Below are 18,434 nucleotides of genomic sequence, written 5' to 3'. Positions count from 1 at the left end.
CAGAAGGCGGAGACACGTGCCGGAGCTGGTCGTTCAACTCACCAGAGTGGGCTTTCTCGTGCTGCTCTGGCTGTTCGTGCTGGCCGCCCTTCGGGTGGTGCGCTCGGATCTCTACGCGGCCTCGGGCCTGAAGGTGGCGATGCCCGGGCTGCGCCGGGCCAAGGAGCAGAAGAAGCCGCGGGGCAACGCGAAGACGCCCCGCCAGCTGCTCGTCACCCACGGGGCGCTGGCCGGCACGCGGATCACGCTCGACGGCAGGCCGATCACGATCGGCCGCGCCGACGACTCCACCCTGGTGCTGGACGACGACTACGCCTCGACCCGGCACGCCCGTCTCGTACTGCGCGGTGCGGACTGGTACGTGGAAGATCTGGGATCGACCAACGGGACTTATCTGGACCGGGCTAAGGTCACTGCACCCCTCCGAGTCCCACTCGGTGTCCCCATCCGGATCGGCAAGACGGTGATCGAGCTTCGCCCATGACACTCGTTCTTCGCTACGCGGCCCGCAGCGACCGTGGCCTGGTGCGGTCCAGCAACCAGGACTCGGTGTACGCGGGTCCCCGCCTGCTCGCACTCGCCGACGGCATGGGTGGCCATGCCGCGGGTGAGGTGGCCAGCAAGGTCGTGATCGCCTCCCTCGCCCCGCTCGACGACGACGAGCCCGGCGACGACCTGCTGACCATGCTCAGAGACGCGGTGGCCGGCGGCAACGCGGCCATCAGCGAGCTGGTGGCGAACGACCCGGACCTCGACGGCATGGGCACCACGCTCACCGCGATGCTGTTCTCCGGCTCGCGCCTGGGCATGGTCCACGTGGGCGACTCGCGCGCCTACCTGTTCCGCAACGGCCAGCTGACCCAGATCACCCGCGACGACAGCTTCGTCAACGAGCTGCTGGAGCAGGGCCGCATCACCGCCGACCAGGCCGCGACCCACCCGCAGCGCTCGCTGCTGCTCAAGGCCCTCACCGGGCACGAGGTCGAGCCGAGCCTGACCGTGCGCGAAGCCCGCGCCGGCGACCGGTACCTGCTGTGCTCCGACGGCCTGTCCGGCATGGTCAGCGACGAGACGCTGGCCGAGGCGATCCGCATCCCGGACCCGCAGGACTGCGCCGACCGCATGATCGAGCTGGCGCTCAAGGGCGGCGGCACCGACAACGTGACGGTCATCGTCGCGGACGTGGTGGACGTCGACTACGGCGAGGACGCGCCCATCGTGGGCGGCGCCGCCGGGGACGGCAGCGACCAGTACGAACTCCAGGGCGACTCCCCCGCGGCCAGGGCCCGCGCGCTGACCCAGCCGCCCCCGCCCCGCCGCCGCAGATGATCGCGCCGCCGGAGGAGCCGAAGAAACGCCGCAAGTGGCGCTGGGTCGTCGGCATCCTGCTGGTGCTGGTGGTGCTCGGCGCGGGCGCGATCGCCACCCGCTACTTCGTGCTGAGCCAGTACTACGTCGGCGAGGGCGCCAACCAGGAGGTCGCGATCTTCCGCGGCGTGCCCGGCAGCATCCTCGGCGTCCCGCTGCACCAGCAGGCCGAGGGCTCGTGCCCGTCCGGCGACCAGGTGTGCGACAAGCTGACCGTGCCGCAGCTGCAGCAGGACGCGCAGGCCGCGGTGCGCAACGGTGTGAAGAAGGACAGCTTGGCCGACGCGCGCGACTACATCGACAACTTCCTGCGCTACAAGACGCTGCGGGACTGCACCCAGACCACCATTCCCGGCGTGCCGACCGTGCCGAGCGAATCGACGAGCCAGCAGGCGGGGAGGGACTGCGCGACGACGACGGTGCCAGGTGGCGGTGGCTGATGTCCCAGCCATCGCTGTCCGATCCGGCAGCCTCCCTCTACGCGACGAACCCCCCGCGGGACATGCCGACCCGGCGTGGCACGGAACTGGCCATGCTGGGCTTCGCCGCGTTCATCGTCACCTGCGCGTTCGTGCTCGTGCAGGCGAACCAGGAGCAGGAGCTGTCCTGGTCGATCGTCTGGTACGGGCTGGCCTACCTGGGGTTGTTCTCGGTCGCCCACGTGGCCGTGCGCAGGTGGGCGGCGTACGCGGACCCGCTGATCCTGCCGTGCGTGGCGCTGCTCAACGGCCTCGGCCTGGTGATGATCTACCGGATCGACCTGGCCAACGCCGAGAAGGCGACGCAGGCGAGCAGGGACTTCACCGCGGACGCGCCGAAGCAGGTGCTGTTCACCGCGCTCGCGCTGGTGCTGTTCCTGGCCGTGCTGGTCCTGGTGAAGGACCACCGGACCCTGACCCGCTACGGCTACACCGCGGGCCTGGTCGGCATGGTCGCGCTGGCGTTGCCCGCGCTGCTGCCCAGCTCGCTGTCCGAGGTCAACGGCGCGAAGGTGTGGCTGAAGCTGCCGGGCTTCTCGATCCAGCCGGCGGAGTTCTCGAAGATCCTGCTGATGATCTTCTTCGCCTCCTTCCTGGTGGCCAAACGCGACCTGTTCATGATCGCGGGCCGGAAGGTGTTCGGCGTCGAGCTGCCGCGTGCGCGTGACCTGGGCCCGCTGCTGATCGCGGCCGGGGTCTGCCTCCTGGTCCTGGTGTTCGAGAAGGACCTGGGCACCTCGCTGCTGATCTTCGGCATCGTGCTGGTGATGCTCTACGTCGCCACCGAACGCGCGATCTGGGTGGTCACCGGCCTGAGCTTCTTCATCCTCGGCTGCCTGATCGCCTACCAGCTGTTCACGCACGTCGAGCAGCGCGTGGCGAACTGGATCGACCCGCTGGAGACCTACTCCGACCCGGGCGGCGGCTACCAGATCGCGCAGGGCCTGTTCGGCCTCGGCACCGGCGGGGTCGGCGGCACCGGGCTGGGCGCCGGGCGCCCGGAGATCGTGCCGGAGTCCAACACCGACTTCATCACCGCCGGACTCGGCGAGGAGCTCGGGTTCGTCGGCCTCGCCGCGATCCTGATGGTCTACCTGCTGCTGGCCACCCGCGGCATGCGCAGCGCGCTGGCGGTGCGGGACACGTTCGGCAAGCTGCTCGGCTGCGGCCTGTCGTTCGCGATCGTCATGCAGGTGTTCGTGATCGTCGGCGGGGTGACGAAGCTGATCCCGATGACCGGCATCACGACGCCCTTCCTGTCCTACGGCGGCTCGTCGCTGCTGGCCAACTACATCCTGGTCGCCCTGCTGCTCCGCATCTCGGACGCGGCGCGGCGGCCTGCCCAGAAGCCCCGGCCCAAGCAGCCGCAGCAACAGGCTCCGCTGGCCGAGGCGCACACGGTGATGGTGCAGCGGCCGCCGGCCGGGGGCAACGCGACAGGGGAACCGACGGCATGAACAAGCCCATGCGCCGCGTCGGCATCGCCATGATCACCATGGTGGTGCTGCTGCTGGCCAACATCACCTACATCCAGGTGGTGAAGGCCGACGACTACCGCACCGACTCGCGCAACCAGCGGGTGCTGCTGGACCAGTACTCCCGGCAGCGCGGCAGCATCGTGTCGCAGTACGACGGCCAGGTGCTCGCCGACGTCGTGGCGACGAACGACAAACTGAAGTTCGAGCGCCGCTACACCGACGGCCCGATGTACGCGCCGGTCACCGGCTACTACTCGGTGCGCTACGGCTCGGGCGGCATGGAGCGCGCCGAGGACGACATCCTCAACGGCGAGGACCCGCGGCTGTTCGTGCGCCGCCTGTCGGACATGGTGACCGGACGGGACCCGCGTGGCGGCAACGTCCAGCTGACCATCAACCCCGCCGTGCAGTCGGCCCTGTACAACGCGATGACCTCGAAGGGCTACACCGGCGCCGCGGTCGCGATGAACCCGAAGACCGGTGAGATCCTCGCGATGGTCTCCACCCCGTCGTACGACCCGAACGCCCTCGCCTCGCACGACAGCACCGCCCAGCAGGAGGCGTGGACCCGGTTCAACGACGACCCGAAGAACCCGATGCTGAACCGGGCGATCTCGGAGACCTACCCGCCGGGGTCGACGTTCAAGCTGCTGGTCGCCGCCGCCGAGCTGGAGAACGGCGCCACCGCCGACACCCCGGTGAGCAACGCGCCGAACGTGAAGCTGCCGGGCACCAACGTCACGCTGGAGAACTACGGCGGCGCGGCCTGTCCGGGCACGACGTTCAAGGACGCGCTGGCGCACTCCTGCAACGTGCCGTTCGCGACCTTCGCCGGCCAGCTGGGGGCGGACAAGCTGCGCCAGATCGCGGTCAACTTCGGCATCGGCACCCCGCTGTCGATCCCGATGAACGTGGCGCCCTCCAGCCTGGGCGACCTGGACTCGCAGGCCGCGCTGTACCAGAGCGGCATCGGCCAGCGCGACGTGCGGCTGACCCCGCTGCAGGACCTGATGCTGTCCGCCACGATCGCCAACGGCGGCATGGCGATGCGGCCGCAGCTGATCAAGAAGCTGCTCGCGCCGGACCTGTCCGACCTGGAGACCTTCTCGCCGCAGGAGCTGACCGGCACGCCGGCGCTGTCCGCGGAGAACGCGGCCGTGCTGCGCGACATGATGATCGCCTCCGAGGCCAACACCAAGGGCGGCGGCAAGCGCGGCAACATCCAGATCGCGTCCAAGACCGGTACCGCCGAGCACGGCACCGACCCGAAGGCCACCCCGCCGCACGCCTGGTACACCGCGTTCGCGCCGGCCGCCGACCCGCAGATCGCCGTCGCGGTCATCGTGGAGTCCGGTGGTAACCGCGGCCTGGAGGCCACCGGTGGCACCGTGGCCGCGGAGATCGGCCGTGCCGCGATCAACGCCCAGCTCGGGGGTGGGTAGCGCATGCTGTCCACCGGTCAGCTGCTGGCCGATCGTTACCGGCTCGTCCACCGCATCGCCGTCGGCGGCATGGGCGAGGTGTGGCAGGCCAGCGACACCCGGTTGGACCGGATCGTCGCGGTGAAGGTGCTCAAGGCGGAGCTGTCCCAGGACGCGGAGTTCCTGCACCGCTTCCGCACCGAGGCCCGCACGACGGCCTCGCTGAACCACCCCGGCATCGCGGCCGTGCACGACTACGGCGAGACGGTCGCGGGCGAGCACGCGATCGCCTTCCTGGTGATGGAGCACGTCGACGGCGAACCCCTGGCCGGGATCCTGATGCGCGAGGGCAGGCTGGCGGCCGACCGGACGCTGGACATCCTCGAGCAGGCGGGCAACGCGCTGCAGGCCGCGCACGAACGCGGGCTGGTGCACCGGGACATCAAGCCGGGCAACATCCTGGTGACCCCGAACGGCACGGTGAAGATCACCGACTTCGGCATCGCGAAGGCCGCCGACGCGGCGCCGGTGACCAGGTCCGGCATGGTGATGGGCACCGCCCACTACATCGCGCCCGAGCAGGCGCTCGGCCACGACGCGGAACCGGCGAGCGACGTGTACTCGCTGGCCGTGTGCGGCTACGAGTGCCTGGCCGGGCACCGGCCGTTCCTGTCCGAGAACGCGGTGACGGTCGCGATGATGCACATCCGCGACCTGCCGCCGCCGTTGCCGCCGGACGTGCCACCGCACGCCCGCGCGGTCATCGAGGCGACCCTGGTCAAGGACCCGCGGCAGCGCTACAACAGCGGCGGCGAGTTCGCGGCCGCCATCGCCGCCGTCCGCAACGGGCACGCGTTACCCACCCCGCGCGGCCTGGTGCAGACTTATGCCCCGGTCGTCGGCCCGGTGGCAGCCGTCGGCCCGGTGTCCCAGCCGGCGATGCAGCCGGTCAGCCCACCCGGCATGCCGCACCCGAGCGGGGTGCTGCCGATGCCGGTGCCACCGCGGCGGCGGGTGCCGATCGCCGTGTGGGTGCTGCTGGCCGTGCTGGTGGCCGGGATCGTGGTGGTCCTGCTGGTGCTCCTGCCCGACTGGGGCGGCGACAGCGGGACGGGCCGGGTTCCGGGCGGTCAGGTCGGCACGACCGAAATGGTTCCCGGCACGCGGCAACTCCCTCCCCCCGACGAGACGACCTACGAGGCATGATGAGCTGGACGGAACGGAACGGCTTTTTCCGATGACTGCACCCAGGATGCTGTCCAACCGCTACGAACTGGGCGACACGCTCGGTTACGGCGGCATGTCCGAGGTCCACCACGGCACGGACGTCCGGCTGGGCCGCGAGGTCGCCGTGAAGATCCTGCGTGCCGACCTCGCCCGCGATCCCCAGTTCCAGGAGCGGTTCCGCCGCGAGGCGCAGAACGCCGCGGCGCTGAACCACCCGGCGATCGTTGCTGTGTACGACACCGGTGAGGCGCAGACCGAGTACGGTCCGCTGCCCTACATCGTGATGGAGTACGTGCGCGGCCGGACGCTGCGCGACATCGTCAAGACCGAGGGCCCGCTGTCGCAGAAGCGGGCCATGGAGGTCATGGCCGACGTCTGCGCCGCGCTGGACTTCTCGCACCGGCACGGCATCGTGCACCGGGACGTGAAGCCGGCCAACGTGATGATCACCGACCAGGGCGCGGTCAAGGTGATGGACTTCGGCATCGCGCGGGCGATGCACGACGGCCAGGCCGCGATGACGCAGACGGCCGCGGTGATCGGCACGGCCCAGTACCTGTCGCCGGAGCAGGCGCGTGGCGAGGGTGTGGACGCGCGCAGCGACGTCTACGCCGCCGGGTGCGTGTTGTTCGAGCTGATCACGGGTGAGCCGCCGTTCACCGGTGATTCGCCGGTCGCGGTGGCCTACCAGCACGTGCGGGAGGACCCGAAGGCGCCGTCGGCGGTGAACCCCGCGGTGTCGCCGGAGCTCGACGCGATCGTGCTGAAGGCGCTGGCCAAGGGCCCGGCCAACCGCTACCAGTCGGCTGCCGAGATGCGCGCGGACCTGGTCCGCACGTTGTCCGGGCAGCGGCCGTCGGCGCCGATGGTGATGACGGCCGACGAGCGCACGCAGGTGATCGGCGGGGCGCCCGGGCACGCGGCCGACTACGACTACGACCCCGATGCGGTCGAAGAGGACGAGAAACGCCGCAAGCGCAGGCGGATCACCGCCGCCGTCATCTTCACGTTGATCGGCCTCGGCCTGGTCGCGTTCATCCTGTGGCTGAGCGACGCGTTCGACTCGAAACCGGCAACGGCGATGATCCCCGACGTCAAGGGCCAGCAGGCGGCGCAGGCCGAACAGACGCTGCACGACAGGGGCTTCCAGAACATCGTGCTGGCCGACAAGCCGTGCTTCCGCCAGCCCAACGGGGTGGAGACCTGCTCGGCCGACGCCGTGGGCAAGGCGATCAACACCGACCCCGCCGCCGGGGTGAGCGTCTCGCTGGACCAGCGGATCACGCTGTTCATCGGCCGCGCGCCGGCGAACGTCGCGGTGCCGAGCCTGCTGGGCAAGACCCGGGAGGAGGCCACCGCGCTGCTCAACCAGGCCGGGCTGCTCCTGGACCCGAACGTGCAGGAAGTCGACGTCGACGACGAGGACCAGTACGGCAAGGTCCAGAGCCAGAACCCGACCGCGAACACGCAGATCGCGCAGGGCAGCACGGTGTCCATCAAGGTCGGCAAGACGCCGAACATGGTGGAGGTCACCGACTACACCGGCCAGCAGTACGACGTGGCGAAGGCGGGTCTGGAGGCCCTCGGCTTCAAGGTCAGCAAGCAGGAGACCGACTCCGACCAGCCGGAGGGCCAGGTCCTCAACCAGAAGCCGAACGCGGGCCAGCAGCGCGAGGGCTCGACGGTCACGCTGACGGTGTCGAACGGATCGCAGCAGAAGATCTCGATGCCGGACCTGCGTGGCCTGACCCAGAACGAGGCGCTGCAGCGGCTGCAGCAGCTCGGCTGGGACGGCCAGGTGGAGTACCGGTCCGACAAGCTGTCCGACGAGGACATGAACGGCAAGGTCACCGGCAGCGTGCCGACGGCGGGCACGCAGATCACCAAGAGCGAGAAGATCACGCTGCTCATCGGCGAGTCCGACAGCGGTGGCGGTGGTGGCGACGACACGACATCGCCGACCAGCTCGCCGAGGTTCCCGATCCCGGGCGGCCCGTAGAGCTCGACCGACAAGGGCCCGCTTCCCCACCGGGGAGGCGGGCCCTTCGTTTTGGCACACGATCATCGAACGGCTGTGACAGTACTGGCACAAAACCCGCATAGCTTGCGGTCATGGTCTCCGCTCCTCCGATGCCCCCTGCCCGGATCCGGGAATCCGACGCCGCACCGCGCGAGATGGCCGATCGCGGTAAGCGCTGGCAGGCGGTCGTGGCGGTCACCGGCGGGACTGCCCTGATCGCGGCGCAGGCGGCGCGGTACGGGAACTGGATCGTCGACGACGCGGCGATCACGTTCGGCTACGCCCGTGGCTTCGCCGAGGGGCTGGGACCGGTCGTGCAACCCGGCGCGGAAGCCGTGGAGGGGTACTCGAACCCCACGTGGACCGCCCTGCTGGCGCTCGGCAGGCTGATGGGGTTGTTCGACCGCGGCGCGATCCTCGGCATCCCGGACTACGTCCTGTTCCCGAAGGCGCTGGCGCTGCTGTGCTGCGCGGGCATCCTGATCGCGATCCACTCCGCGGCGACGGTGGTGACGCGCCGGCCGTGGGTGGTGACACTGCTCGCCGCGGTCGCGCTCGCGTCCGTGCCGTCGTTCGTGATCTGGTCGTTTTCGGGGCTGGAGAACTCGCTGTACGCGCTGACGGTCGTCGCGCTGGCCGTGATGGTCTTCCGCGCCGTCCTGCGTGGACGGTTGCGCACGCCGAAGCTCGCGGTGGCGGCCGGAGCGCTCGCGGCGGGGGCGGCCCTCACCCGGCCGGAGGGCGCGGTCTACGCGGCGGTCCTCCCGCTGGTGTTGCTGATCCACCTGCGCAGGCAGGTGCTGTGGACGAGCGTCCGCCAGGCCCTCCTCTCGGTCGCCGCCTTCGCCGTCCCGTACGGCGGATACCTCCTCTGGCGCTACCTCGAGTTCGGGCGGCTGGTGCCGAACACGGCCGTGGCGAAGAAGCAGGGCGTACCGGAGATCGGGCAGCTGACCCGCGACGGCGACCTGGTGCAGTACCTGGGGGCGCCGGCCGTGCTCGTGCTGGTCGTCCTGGTCGGGATCGCGCTGTCCCGCTCCTCGTCGTGGCGGGACGGGCTCGTCGCGTTGCTCGTGCCGCTCGGGCTCGCGTCGGTGGCGTACGCGGTGCTGGAGCCGGACTGGATGGGCCAGTTCCGGTTCGCCACCCCGGTCTGGGCTCTGCTGGCGCTGATCGGTTCGCTCGCGGTCGTCGAGGTCTTCCGGACGGCGCGAGCACGTGGCCGCACCCTGATCACGGTCGCGCTCGTCGCCACGCTGCTGCCGTCCGGTGTGACGCTCGCGCAGGCCGCCGAGCGGTTCAGCCGGACGCCGACGCTGCCGATGTGTTTCATCGCCGACCGCTTCGGGCGCATGTTCAACCAGTACGCGGACATCCTGGGCGTGCGCGAAGGTTCGGTGCTGGAGCCCGACCTCGGTGGCACGGCCATGACCAGCCGTCTGCACGTCGTCGACATGGCCGGCCTGGTCGACGCGAAGATCGCGGACTTCTACCGCGACTGGGACATGGCCGGGATGCGCGACCACGTGTTCGAGGAGGTGAAGCCGACGTTCGTGCACTTCCGGATGTACTGGGGCGGCTTGACCGGGCTCGCCGGCGACCCGCGCCTGGCCCGGGACTACGTCCCGCTCTACGAGTACCCCGCCCCCGCCGAGTACGGCGGCGACTTCGTGCGCCGGGAAGTGGCCGGTGACCCCGTCCTGCTCGCCGCGGCGCGGGAATACGCGGCGGAGACGGTTCCGGTGACGGAGAGCCGGGTCAACGCGTGGGGCCTGCGGCAGTGCGGCGACACACTGGCACCGGGGCAGACCACGCTCGGGATTCACTGACCCCGCGGCAGCGACACGGTGAAAACCGCACCGTCGCGTTCGGACACCGTGATGCGGCCGCCGTGGATGCGGGCGTTCTCCTGGGCGATCGCCAGTCCGAGCCCGCTCCCGGAGGTCGCCGTACGGGCCCGGTCGCCGCGGGCGAAGCGGTCGAAGACCAGCTCGCGCAACTCCACCGGAACGCCCGGGCCGGAGTCGGCGACCTCCACCGTGACCAGCCCGGGCCGCGTTCCGTCGATGGTGACGCGGACCGGTGGGTCGCCGTGGGTGAGCGCGTTGGTCAGGAGGTTCCGGGCGATGGTGTGCACCCGCCGCGGATCGGCGCGCACGATCACGTCGCCCACCGCGCGCAGGGTGGTCCCGTCACCACCGCCGACGAGGTCGATCGCCTCCGCCCACAGGTCGGCCAGGTCCACGGCGACGGCGTGGAAGTCGGCCACTCCCGCGTCGAACCGCGACATTTCGAGCAGGTCCTCGACCAGGCTCGCGAGCCGCCGCGACTGCACGGACAGCAGCCGGGCGGCGCGCTCGCGGGCGTCCGGGTTGTCGCTGTCCACCCCGTCGGCGGCGGCGACCACGGTCGCCACCGGGGTGCGCAGGTCGTGTGCGACGTCGGCGACGAACCGGCGCTGTTGTTCTTCCTTCGCCCGCAGCTCCACGATCGACCGCCCGACCTGCTCGGCCATCGCGTTGAACGACCCGGCCAGGTCCGCGAGCTCGTCACCGCCGCGCACGACCAGGCGCGTGTCCAGCTCGCCATCGCCCAGCCGGATCGCGGCGTTCGCGACCGCACGCACCGGCCGCTGGATCCGCCGGGCGGCCACCATGCCGCCCGCGATGCCGAGCGCCGTCACGAGCAACGCCATCCCGGCGAGGTTGCGCCGCAACTTGGACAGGTCCGCCCGCAGCGCGTCCAGCGTGTAGTACTCGACGAGCACCACGTCCATGATCGGCGAACCGGCCAGCACCAGGAACGGTGAGTTCTCGGGCTCGGTGCCCAGCGGTGCGTCGCCGGCGCGCGCCGCGGACAGCAGCCATCCCGGGATCGTCACCGGCGGCTCGGCACCGTGCACCAGCACCTGCTCGCGGGTGTAGTCGAACACGTTCCACGCGACGGCGTGTTCGCGGAGCATGTAGTCGATCACCCCCTCGGTGGGCAGGTTCCGAGCGACGAACCGCGCCTGGGCGAGGTCCGACTCGAAGTCCGCGCGCGACGCGGAGTGGAAGCGTTGCGTCATGTCGTTCGCCTGGAGGTGGTAGGCCGCCAGAGCCATCGCCACGGTCGCGGCCGTCGTGACCACCACGACCGCGGCCGCGATGCGTGCACGCAGACCGAAGTGCGGCCTCATGGTCGGGTCAGCCGGTAGCCGAGGCCGCGGACGGTCCGGATCAGCTCGGGATGTGCCGGATCCTTCTCGATCTTCGCCCGCAACCGGGCCACGGCGGCGTCGACCATGCGCGAGTCGCCCACGTAGCCGTAGTCCCAGACCCGTTTGAGCAGCATCTGCCTGCTCAGCACCTGCCCCGGGTGGTTCGCGAACTCGACCAGCAGTTTCAGCTCGGTGGCGGTGAGGTGGAGCTCAGCCCCGTCGGCGCGCACCGTCAGGCCGTCGGTGTCCACCTCGAGGTGACCGATCTGCAGTTTCGGGATGGACGGCGCGGCCCCGCGGCGCAGGATCGCCTTGATCCGGGCGTCGACGACGCGCGGCTCGACGGGTTTCACCACGTAGTCGTCGGCGCCGCCCTCCAGCCCGACGATGACGTCGACCGGGTCGCCGCGCGCGGTCAGCATGATGACCGGCACCTGGCTGCGGGCCCGGATGCGACGGCAGACCTCGAACCCGTCGACGTCCGGCAGCATGACGTCGAGCAGAACGAGGTCGACCGCGGCGCCGTCGAACAGCTCCGACAGTGCGCGCTCCCCGGAGTCCGCGACCACCACGTCGTGCCCGAGCCCGCTGAGCGCGAGCGAAAACGCCTCAGCCAGCGCCTCGTCGTCCTCCACCAACATCACCGACGCCACGAACACCCCCCGACAACCGGCGTTCCGGCACGATACTCAGGCCCGGCGGTGCACGGCCCAGCCGGTGCCCGCGGCGCTCACCGCCAGCAGGAGCACCCCGCCGAGCAGGCCGAGCGCCACCGCGGAGCCCGGCCCGGAACCCAGCAACCCGCGCAGCATCGGGTTCACCACCGGCACCCAGCGGACCAGCAGCACGATCCCGAGCAGCGCGAGCGCGGCCAGCATGGTGTAGCCGATCCGCGGGAGCAGCAGGCGCGAGCACGGCAGTCCGACGGCGACGCCGGCCGCGGCGCAGGCCACGTGCGCGACCACGCCGTCGACCAGCACGCCCGCGGAGAACCCGGGGTGCACCAGCGCGGCCCAGACCAGCGGGATCACCATCAGGACGGCGGAGCACAGCGCGACCGCGCCGACGATCCCGGAGAGCACGGTGGACAGCCGGCCGGCGTGCACCTGGGTGATCAGCCGTTGCGTCGGGTCCTCGGCGTCGACCAGGGCGATCGTCAGCCAGCACGCGACCACGGTCAACGCGCCGGCGCTGACCGCGTACAGCGGGCGGGTCTCGGAACCGGCGTCGCTGAAGAGGACACCCAGCAGGATCAGGTACGCCAGCAGCGGCGGCAGCCAGCGCTGGGAGTGCGCGAGCAACGCGAGCTGGTAGCGGATCACCGGCGCACCGCCGGGGTGTCCACCCGCACCACCGACCAGCCGCCGCTCAGCGCGTTCAGCAGCAGCTCGTCCGTGTTCTCGGCCGCGACGGTCAGTTCGACGTGGTCGCCGTCGCGGCGGGTGGCGAGCACACCGGGCAGGTCGGCCGCACCGGATCCGCGCAGCACCACGCGGGCGGCCCGGTCCACCACGCGCAGCACCCCGCCGGTGAGGCGGAAGACCTCGGTGGCGTGGGCGTGGGCGCGCTCGTCGCGGTGCTCGGTGAACACCACGCTCGCCCCGCGGGCGCTGGTCTCGGCGATGATCTCGCCGAGCACCTCGTGCGCGTCCGGATCCAGCCCCGACCACGGCTCGTCCAGCACCAGCAGGTCCGGTTCGGTGAGCAGCGCCTGGGCCAGGCCGACCTTCTGCGCGTTGCCCTTCGACAGGTGCCGCAGCGGCGTGTTCGGGCCGCCGGCCAGCGCCAGCCGGTCCAGCCGCGGCCGCGGGTCCGCTTCGGACGCTCCGGAGATCCGGCCGAGGTGGCGCAGGTAGGCCACGGCGCTCATCCGGGTGGACGCCGGGAACCGGTCGGGCACGTACCCGACGCGCGGACGGCCGGTGACCGTGCCCGACGAGGGCCGGGACAGCCCGGCGAGGATCCGCAGCAGCGTGGACTTGCCGGAGCCGTTGGTGCCGACCACGCCGACCACGCTGCCCGGCCGCACCTCGAGGTCCACCCCGGTCAGCACCGGGGCGTCACCGTAGCGCTTGCCGACCCCCAGCAGCCGGATCACGCAGCGGCGGCCTTCTGCAACGCCGCGACCTCACGCTCCAGGGCGTCCACCACCGCCGGCTGGACCGGGTGACCGGCCGTGGCCATCCAGTTCGCCAGCATCCGGTGCCCGCCCTGCGTCAGCACCGACTCGGGGTGGAACTGCACACCCTCCACCGGCAGCTCGCGGTGCCGCATGCCCATCACCACACCGGACTCGGTGCGCGCGGTGACCTCGAACTCGGCCGGGATGGTCTCCGGCAGCACGGTCAGCGAGTGGTAGCGGGTCGCGGTGAACGGGTCGGGCAGGCCGGCGAGCACGCCACCGCCCTCGTGGTGCACCTGGCTGGTCTTGCCGTGCAGCAGCTCGGGCGCGCGGTCGACGGTCGCGTTCCACGCCACACCGATGGCCTGGTGGCCGAGGCACACGCCGAGCATCGGGGTGTGAGTGCCGGCACACTTGCGCACCACGTCGACGCTCTGGCCGGCGCGCTCCGGCGTGCCCGGCCCCGGCGAGACGAGCACCCCGTCGAACTCGGGCACGCGGTCGAGGTCGACGACGTCGTTGCGCCAGACAGTGCATTCGTTGCCGAGCTGGGCCAGGTACTGGACCAGGTTGTAGACGAAGCTGTCGTAGTTGTCGACGACGAGAACGCGCATGGGCTCAAGACTACCGGCGTCCACATGCTGGACCGCAATTCACATCACAGTGAAAGTAAGGGTCACCTATCTTTACCGTGGCAAGGGTGAGCCGTAGTCCTCTTCGCGTCGCCATCGTGGGCGCCGGCCCCGCCGGCATCTACGCCGCCGACATCCTCGACAAGTCCGACACCGACGTCAGCATCGACATCTTCGAACGCATGCCGGCGCCGTTCGGGCTGATCCGGTACGGCGTCGCGCCCGACCACCCGCGCATCAAGGGCATCGTGACCGCCCTGCACAAGGTGCTCGACCGGCCCGGCATCCGGCTGCTCGGCAACGTCGGCTACGGCACCGACATCAAGCTGGACGACCTGCGCGAGTTCTACGACGCGGTCATCTTCGCCACCGGCGCGATGAGCGACCGCGCGCTGGACATCCCGGGCATCGACCTGCCCGGCAGCTACGGCGCCGCCGACTTCGTGTCCTGGTACGACGGCCACCCGGACGTTCCGCGCACCTGGCCGCTGGAGGCGACCAGCGTCGCCGTCCTCGGTGTCGGCAACGTGGCGCTCGACGTGGCCCGCGTGCTCGCCAAGACCGCGGACGAGCTGCTGTCCACCGACATCCCGCCGAACGTGTACGAGGGCCTGAAGTCCAGCAAGGTCACCGACGTGCACGTGTTCGGCCGCCGCGGGCCCGCCCAGGCCAAGTTCACCCCGCTCGAACTGCGCGAGCTGGACCACTCGCCGAACGTCGAGGTCATCGTCTACCCCGAGGACATCGAGTTCGACGACGGTTCGATCGCCGCGATCCGGTCCTCCAAGCAGGTCGACATGGTGGTCAAGACGCTGCAGGAGTGGGCGATCCGCGACCAGGGTGACCGGCCCAAGCGCCTGCACCTGCACTTCTTCCACTCGCCGACGGAGATCCTCGGCGACGAGCGGGTCACCGGCCTGCGCACCGCGCGCACCGAGCTGACCGGCGACGGCAACGTCCGCGGCACCGGCGAGTTCCACGACTGGGACGTCCAGGCCGTGTACCGCGCGGTCGGCTACCTGTCCTCCGAGCTGCCGGAGGTCCCGTTCGACCACGACAGCGGCACCGTCCCGAACGAGGCCGGTCGCGTGCTGGACATCGACGGCGACCACGTGCCCGGCGTGTACGTGACGGGCTGGATCAAGCGCGGCCCGGTCGGCCTGATCGGCCACACCAAGGGCGACGCGGCCGAGACGATCCGCAACCTGCTCGCCGACGCGGACTCCCTGACCGCGCCGAAGCAGTCCGACCCGGACGCGATCACGTCGTTCCTGGCCGACCGCGGCGTCCCGTTCACCACCTGGGAGGGCTGGGGCAAGCTCGACGCGCACGAACGCGCCCTGGGCGAGCCGCAGGGCCGGGAACGCGTGAAGGTCGTCGAGCGCGAGGAGATGATCCGCGTCTCGCGCGGCTAGCACCTCCGGAGGTCGATGACGACCTTGCCGCGCACGTGCCGACCTGCCTGGAGTTCGGCCGCCCGGCGGATCTGGTCCACCGGGAAGCTCGCTGCGATGGGCACCCGGAGCCGGCCCGCGGCGACCAGGCGGGCGATCTCGTCCAGGGCGCCGGGAGCGGCGTTCGCGCCGTTGGCCGCCGCGACGCCGTCGGCTTTCGTGGCGATGGTGCAGATGCGGCTGTCCGGAACGCCGAGTTCCCTCGCCGCGTGCAGTGTCTCCGTCCCGTGCAGGTCGATGGCGGCGGTGACACCGCTGGGAACGAGGGCTCGGACGCGGTCGGCCAGGCCGTCGCCGTAGGCGACCGGCTCGGCTCCGAGACCGCGCAGGTACTCGGCCGATGCCGCTGATCCGGTGCCGATCACGCGCGCTCCGGCGATCCGGGCCAGCTGGACGGCGAAGACCCCGACCCCGCCACCCGCGCCGCCGATCAGCACGGTGTCGTCCGGGCCGGGAGCCACCGCGGCGAGGGCGGCGGATGCCGTGCGGCCGGCGATCGTGAGGGTGGCGGCGGTGCGGTCGTCGACGCCGTCGGGGGTGTGGTGGACCTCGTTCGCGGCGACGGCCCCGGCCGCGTCGACCACCACGAAGTCGGCGACCGCGCGGGACAACGCGCCCCCGAACACCCGGTCACCTGGCGCGAAGCCGGTCACCCCGGCGCCGACCTGGTCGACCACTCCCGCGTAGTCGGTACCGAACCCGGCCGGGAGGCTCAACCCGAACCGGGCGGCGGTGTCCGCGTCGGCGGTCATGATCCAGTCCATCGGGTTGAGGCCGGCCGCGGTGACCCGCACACGGACCTGCCCCCGGCCGGCCCGCGGAGCGGGAATCGCACGGATCGTCAGGACTTCGGGCCCCCCGAACGAATCCAGCTGGACCGCCCTGCTCCTGCCCGTCGCCGGTTGATCGCTCTGTTGCTGCATGTACGCCGGGCTCCTTCGGACGCAGCGAAACGGACTATGCTCCGTTTACCTGACCAACCCTAACACAAGCGGAGCGTGATCCGTTTTGCCTGAGACGGAGGGGCGCGCGCCACGGGCGGACGCGACCCGCAACCGCGACCAGCTGCTCGCGGTGGCGACCCGCATGTTCGCGTCGGCCGACGCCGAGCCGTCGATGCGCGCGATCGCCCGCGAGGCGGGCGTCGGCATCGCGACGCTCTACCGGCACTTCCCGACCCGGGAGTCGCTGGTCGACGCGGTCTACCGGGACCAGGTGGCGCGGCTGACGACCGGCGCCCGTGAACTGCTCGACCGGCTGCCCCCGGCCGCGGCGATGCGGCGCTGGATGGACTTGTTCGGGGCCTGGATCGCGACCAAGAACGGCATGCTCGACACGCTGCTCGCGATGATCGAGTCGGGCGAGATAGCCCATGCCCAGACCCGGACCGAGCTACTGGCGGCCATCACCACCGTGCTCGACGCCGGCCGCGTGGCAGGCGACCTACGCAACGATGTCACCGCCGACGACATCGCCGCCTCTCTCATCGGCATCTTCACGGTGGCCCCCCGGCCCGCGCACGAAGCCAAGGCCGGCCGCCTGCTGAACCTCCTGATGGACGGCCTCCGGCCGCCGCCCGGCTGACCGGCCCGGGCCCGGAGCTAGTTCACCGAGACCTGGTTGAACGGGAGCATCGGCTCCAGCCAGGGGAACACGACGAACAGCAGCAACGCGATCACGCCGAGCACCAGCACCAGCGCGGTCACCGCCTTGACCCCGGCCGGGCCGGGCAGCCTGCGCCAGATCCAGCCGTACATCACACGCCTCCGATCGCCTGCAGCAGCTGCTCGTAGGTGGCACCCGGGGTCTTCGGGTACTGGTTGGTCAGCACGGCGTGCACGATCAGCCGCTGCTTGTCGGAGAACCGCGGGTGGCACGTGGTCAGCGTGAGCAGGGAGACCTGCTGGGCCGTCGGCAGCACGTCGGCCGTCCGGTGCGGCACCGGCGCGACCACCTCGCCCTGGTCCGGTGTCACGATCTCCCGGCCGAAGGTCTTGCCGTACGGGCCGCCGTCCGGCGCGTCGGTGCGCAGGGTGCCCACGTTCGCGCACTGCGGGCGGGCGGCCTTGTCGGCGTTCCAGTTCGCGAGTTCGTCCTGGTGAGGCAGCACGCGGTAGACGAAGAAGTCGCTCTGCGTCTCGATCACGATCGCGTCGCACGAGGCGAGCAGGTCGAGGTCGTTGAACGGCGCCCCCTTGCCGACGCGGTGCCCGGCGACGGCGAAGTTGCCCGGCTCGCCCGGCAGCGCGGTGCCCTTGTAGTGCCCCGGCCCGACCTCCAGCGCCTTCGCGTCCGTGCCCTCCTGGATCGTGAAGTGGTAGTCCGCGCCGAAGCTCGGGATGTACATCTTCGCGAACGCCTCGCCGTCGATCAGGTCGGCGTGCAGCGTGCGGCCCTGCGCCCAGTCCTGGTCCAGCGCGACGGTGGCGCTGGCCTGCTTGCGCGCGGAGAACAAATCGGTGACGTACAGCTCGTAGACGACGAACAGGAGCACGACGAGCCCGGCGGTGATCAGCAGTTCGCCGACGGTCCGCACGGCCCTGGCGAAACCGCCACCGGACTTCTTCGGTGGCGGGGCGTCGAGGACTGCCACGCGCGCTCCTCTCTCGGGGACGCTTACGTTAACGTGTGACGGTAGAGGTGGATGCGCACCACCTGGTCAGAGACGAACACGCGAGGTTCCGATGCCCAAGTCGAAGGTCCGCAAGAAGACGGCGTACACGCCGCCGGCCGATCGGCGCACGCCGGTCAAGGTGCGCGCCGCGGGGCCGTCCAGCCTGCTCTACAAGATCGTGATGTTCGGGCTGATGATCCTCGGGCTCGTCTGGCTGGTCGTGAACTACATCGCGGGCGACAAGATCCCGTTCATGGCGGACCTCGGCAACGGCAACTTCGCGGTCGGCTTCGCGCTGATGATCGTCGGTCTGCTCATGACGATGCGCTGGCGCTGAGCGGAAGATCACAACGATTGCCCCGAACAGCCGCTTGACCCGTAATTACAGCACTGTGACTCATCCCCAGTGTGGATAACCAC

Annotated in this window: 17 protein-coding genes and 1 pseudogene; 10 read left to right on the top strand and 8 right to left on the bottom strand. The window is 70.9% G+C overall.

The window, feature by feature from the left end; all coding sequences use genetic code 11:
* Positions 1-16: 16 nt before the first annotated feature.
* The 7 genes and pseudogenes from D0D28_RS10145 to D0D28_RS10115 all read left to right on the top strand — a co-directional run bounded on the left by D0D28_RS10145 (position 17) and on the right by D0D28_RS10115 (position 9,822).
* A complete protein-coding gene (locus tag D0D28_RS10145; protein WP_094003384.1) occupies positions 17-484 on the top strand; it encodes an FHA domain-containing protein FhaB/FipA in 468 nt (155 codons plus the stop codon).
* Positions 481-1,808 (top strand): annotated as a pseudogene (locus D0D28_RS10140) (PP2C family protein-serine/threonine phosphatase). The gene D0D28_RS10145 and the pseudogene D0D28_RS10140 overlap by 4 nt, the downstream one beginning before the upstream one ends.
* Positions 1,808-3,304: an FtsW/RodA/SpoVE family cell cycle protein gene (locus D0D28_RS10135; protein ID WP_094003382.1), complete on the top strand. Its 1,497-nt coding sequence runs from the start codon at positions 1,808-1,810 to the stop codon at positions 3,302-3,304. Before D0D28_RS10140 ends, D0D28_RS10135 begins: the two are co-directional and overlap by 1 nt.
* Positions 3,301-4,767, top strand: coding sequence for a peptidoglycan D,D-transpeptidase FtsI family protein (locus D0D28_RS10130; RefSeq protein ID WP_094003381.1), 1,467 nt, complete (start codon positions 3,301-3,303; stop codon positions 4,765-4,767). Before D0D28_RS10135 ends, D0D28_RS10130 begins: the two co-directional genes overlap by 4 nt.
* Before the next feature lie 3 nt (positions 4,768-4,770).
* Positions 4,771-5,952, top strand: coding sequence for a serine/threonine-protein kinase (locus D0D28_RS10125; RefSeq protein ID WP_094003380.1), 1,182 nt, complete (start codon positions 4,771-4,773; stop codon positions 5,950-5,952).
* A 31-nt stretch (positions 5,953-5,983) separates the two neighbouring features.
* Positions 5,984-7,972 (top strand): Stk1 family PASTA domain-containing Ser/Thr kinase, encoded by a 1,989-nt coding sequence (gene pknB, locus D0D28_RS10120; protein WP_205413220.1) that lies wholly within the window; start codon positions 5,984-5,986, stop codon positions 7,970-7,972.
* Between the two features lie 113 nt (positions 7,973-8,085).
* Positions 8,086-9,822, top strand: coding sequence for a hypothetical protein (locus tag D0D28_RS10115; RefSeq protein WP_233157036.1), 1,737 nt, complete (start codon positions 8,086-8,088; stop codon positions 9,820-9,822).
* Here D0D28_RS10115 and D0D28_RS10110 read toward each other — a convergent pair.
* Genes D0D28_RS10110 through D0D28_RS10090 form a run of 5 tightly spaced genes read right to left on the bottom strand, consistent with a single transcriptional unit; the run spans position 9,816 to position 13,928 of the window.
* Positions 9,816-11,171 carry a sensor histidine kinase gene (locus tag D0D28_RS10110; protein ID WP_094003377.1) on the bottom strand — a complete coding sequence of 452 codons (1,356 nt, stop codon included), beginning with the start codon at positions 11,169-11,171 and terminating at the stop codon, positions 9,816-9,818. The genes D0D28_RS10115 and D0D28_RS10110 overlap by 7 nt on opposite strands.
* Entirely contained in the window at positions 11,168-11,833 is a 666-nt protein-coding gene (locus tag D0D28_RS10105; RefSeq protein ID WP_249467349.1) for a response regulator transcription factor, read from the bottom strand. Before D0D28_RS10105 ends, D0D28_RS10110 begins: the two co-directional genes overlap by 4 nt.
* A gap of 48 nt (positions 11,834-11,881) precedes the next feature.
* Positions 11,882-12,514, bottom strand: a complete 633-nt coding sequence (locus D0D28_RS10100; RefSeq protein WP_116110431.1) for a hypothetical protein — start codon at positions 12,512-12,514, stop codon at positions 11,882-11,884.
* Positions 12,511-13,290, bottom strand: a complete 780-nt coding sequence (locus D0D28_RS10095; RefSeq protein ID WP_116110430.1) for an ABC transporter ATP-binding protein — start codon at positions 13,288-13,290, stop codon at positions 12,511-12,513. The genes D0D28_RS10100 and D0D28_RS10095 overlap by 4 nt, the downstream gene beginning before the upstream one ends.
* Positions 13,287-13,928 carry an aminodeoxychorismate/anthranilate synthase component II gene (locus D0D28_RS10090; RefSeq protein WP_116110429.1) on the bottom strand — a complete coding sequence of 214 codons (642 nt, stop codon included), beginning with the start codon at positions 13,926-13,928 and terminating at the stop codon, positions 13,287-13,289. The genes D0D28_RS10095 and D0D28_RS10090 overlap by 4 nt, the downstream gene beginning before the upstream one ends.
* Before the next feature lie 116 nt (positions 13,929-14,044).
* Between D0D28_RS10090 and D0D28_RS10085 the strand changes: the two genes are divergently transcribed.
* Positions 14,045-15,361, top strand: a complete 1,317-nt coding sequence (locus D0D28_RS10085) for a pyridine nucleotide-disulfide oxidoreductase (protein ID WP_116110428.1) — start codon at positions 14,045-14,047, stop codon at positions 15,359-15,361.
* Here D0D28_RS10085 and D0D28_RS10080 read toward each other — a convergent pair.
* Complete coding sequence (locus D0D28_RS10080; RefSeq protein ID WP_116110427.1) at positions 15,358-16,323, bottom strand: NADP-dependent oxidoreductase; 966 nt, start codon at positions 16,321-16,323, stop codon at positions 15,358-15,360. The genes D0D28_RS10085 and D0D28_RS10080 overlap by 4 nt on opposite strands.
* 85 nt (positions 16,324-16,408) lie before the next feature.
* On the opposite strand from D0D28_RS10080, the gene D0D28_RS10075 reads away from it, so the two are divergent.
* Positions 16,409-16,984, top strand: coding sequence for a TetR/AcrR family transcriptional regulator (locus D0D28_RS10075; protein ID WP_094003366.1), 576 nt, complete (start codon positions 16,409-16,411; stop codon positions 16,982-16,984).
* A gap of 17 nt (positions 16,985-17,001) precedes the next feature.
* Here D0D28_RS10075 and D0D28_RS36105 read toward each other — a convergent pair whose 3' ends face one another.
* Together D0D28_RS36105 and D0D28_RS10070 are read right to left on the bottom strand one after the other, a co-directional pair.
* Positions 17,002-17,157 (bottom strand): hypothetical protein, encoded by a 156-nt coding sequence (locus D0D28_RS36105; protein ID WP_191247053.1) that lies wholly within the window; start codon positions 17,155-17,157, stop codon positions 17,002-17,004.
* Positions 17,157-17,993, bottom strand: coding sequence for a class E sortase (locus D0D28_RS10070; protein ID WP_094003364.1), 837 nt, complete (start codon positions 17,991-17,993; stop codon positions 17,157-17,159). The genes D0D28_RS36105 and D0D28_RS10070 overlap by 1 nt, the downstream gene beginning before the upstream one ends.
* A 91-nt stretch (positions 17,994-18,084) precedes the next feature.
* Between D0D28_RS10070 and crgA the strand changes: the two genes are divergently transcribed.
* Complete coding sequence (gene crgA, locus D0D28_RS10065) at positions 18,085-18,351, top strand: cell division protein CrgA (protein WP_094003363.1); 267 nt, start codon at positions 18,085-18,087, stop codon at positions 18,349-18,351.
* The last annotated feature ends 83 nt before the right edge of the window (positions 18,352-18,434 follow it).

This window comes from Amycolatopsis ruanii (genome assembly GCF_003385175.1).
GTDB classification, from domain to species: domain Bacteria; phylum Actinomycetota; class Actinomycetes; order Mycobacteriales; family Pseudonocardiaceae; genus Amycolatopsis_E; species Amycolatopsis_E thermalba.
The sequence above is the reverse complement of the archived record's forward strand: the minus strand, read 5'-3'. Positions and strand labels throughout refer to the sequence as shown.